The sequence below is a fragment of the Pseudomonas sp. HMSC063H08 genome (assembly GCF_001813645.1).
In the GTDB taxonomy this organism is placed as follows: Bacteria; Pseudomonadota; Gammaproteobacteria; order Pseudomonadales; family Pseudomonadaceae; genus Pseudomonas; species Pseudomonas aeruginosa.
In genome coordinates, this window is record NZ_KV813395.1 from 1 (window position 1) to 1,610 (window position 1,610).

At 49.1% G+C, this 1,610-nt stretch carries 2 protein-coding genes; both read left to right on the top strand.

What is annotated here, in order from left to right; genetic code table 11:
* Positions 1-607 (top strand): transposase (locus tag HMPREF2924_RS08705; protein ID WP_083325380.1); only part of this gene is annotated, 607 nt, incomplete at its 5' end.
* Between the two features lie 126 nt (positions 608-733).
* Complete coding sequence (locus tag HMPREF2924_RS34165; protein ID WP_023124795.1) at positions 734-1,327, top strand: hypothetical protein; 594 nt, start codon at positions 734-736, stop codon at positions 1,325-1,327.
* Positions 1,328-1,610: the final 283 nt, after the last annotated feature.

Here is a 1,610-nt window from a genome sequence, read left to right on the forward strand (position 1 = left end):
GGACGAGGACTACCAGCGTTACCTCTCCGATCTACGGGACCTCAAGGATGCCTTTGGTATCAAGGTCTACGCATTTTGCCTGATGACCAACCATGTCCATCTGCTCTTGGCGCCTGGTGATTCGCTGTCTGGCTTGGCTCAACTGATGAAAACGCTGGCGGCGCGCACGACACGATATCGGAATCGCTTGGAGGGCCGTTCCGGAACGTTGTGGGAAAGTCGCTATAAATCGAGTGTCGTACAGAGCGATGCCTACCTGCTGGCGTGTTGCCGGTACATCGAACTGAACCCTGTTCGGGCGCGGATGGTGGACGATGTGGCGGCCTATCCCTGGTCAAGTTATGGGCTGCGGGCGGATTGGTTGAAGGAGCCAAACTGGTTGGATATGGATCCCTGCTTCATTGAGCTAGGTCAGACGGCCGAAGAGAGATATCGGCGATACGTAACGTTCATGAAAGAGGCGATACCGGCCGAGGAATTGAGGCTGATTCGCGAGGCGGTTCAGCGTGGACAACTGACGGGCAATCAACGGTTCGTGGACGAGATCGAGCGGGTAGCCGGGGTGAGAATAGAGCGGCGTGGGCAAGGGCGGCCGAGATTAGAGTAGGGAAAATAAATCTGTCCCCTTTTTTCCGCTTGACTCCAGATTCTCAGGGCAAACATTTCTCCGTACAGATGGAAGTGTAATTACGAATCTCGACAGCATGAAAACTATCGTTCTGGAGAAAATCAAATGATGATTTTCGTTGATTTTGATGAGCTTGATACATTTAACTGCACATACGGGTTTTCGGAAGAAAAGTCTGGTGCGCTTAGAGTCTTTGTTGAGGGTGGACTGGCGTTCCCATATGGGGTGTTTTTAAAGGAAGAAAATGGTGTTCGCTTTTTTAAATGTGAAAAAGATAATTCTGAGAATGTGGGGGAGATATTTCCAAGACACTATATTTACGATCCATCAAGGCGGGTTGAATATGTTGAATGGGAGTTGAGTGACGATCATCTTTTGAGGGCTCGCACTAAATCTGGCGAGTGGGTTCAATATACAAGCAAAGCCGACAGTCAATACGCTATGCATGAGTTTGTTGGTGGTTGCTGGTTTGTTTTTGAAGGCGCTCACTTTTCAAAAAGGATAATTAATGAATATACAGATGGTCGAGAAAAGTCTGCTGGAAATAAAGTGATTCAAGAGTTTGGTTCCCGTTCTTGTATTGATGCTCTTTCCAGAGAGTATTTGTTAGAGGGGGTTCTCGAAGTTCAGCCGGGGCCGGGCTGGATGCTTTGGTATATTTATGCGAAGTCATTTCACATTGAGATTCCAGACGTTTGAAGCCCCCCCCGGCTCTCGCCCGGGGATTTTTTCACTCCGCCGTAATCGCCAAGCAGCCTTGCATTCGAAAGGCACAGTATAAAGGGGACAGGAACAAATTTATTTTTGCTACTCTAAAGTTAAAAGGCAGGTAGGTTTTCCCCGTTCAGTAATCCCTTGCTCTTTAACAATTTACATTTTCGGTTTAGAAGAAGAGCACCGTGCAAGACCTCCCTTTCGCTACTTCCGCAGAGTCCTGAACCCCCGGCCCCGTCATCCCTGACGGGTCGCTCGCCGGGGCAAC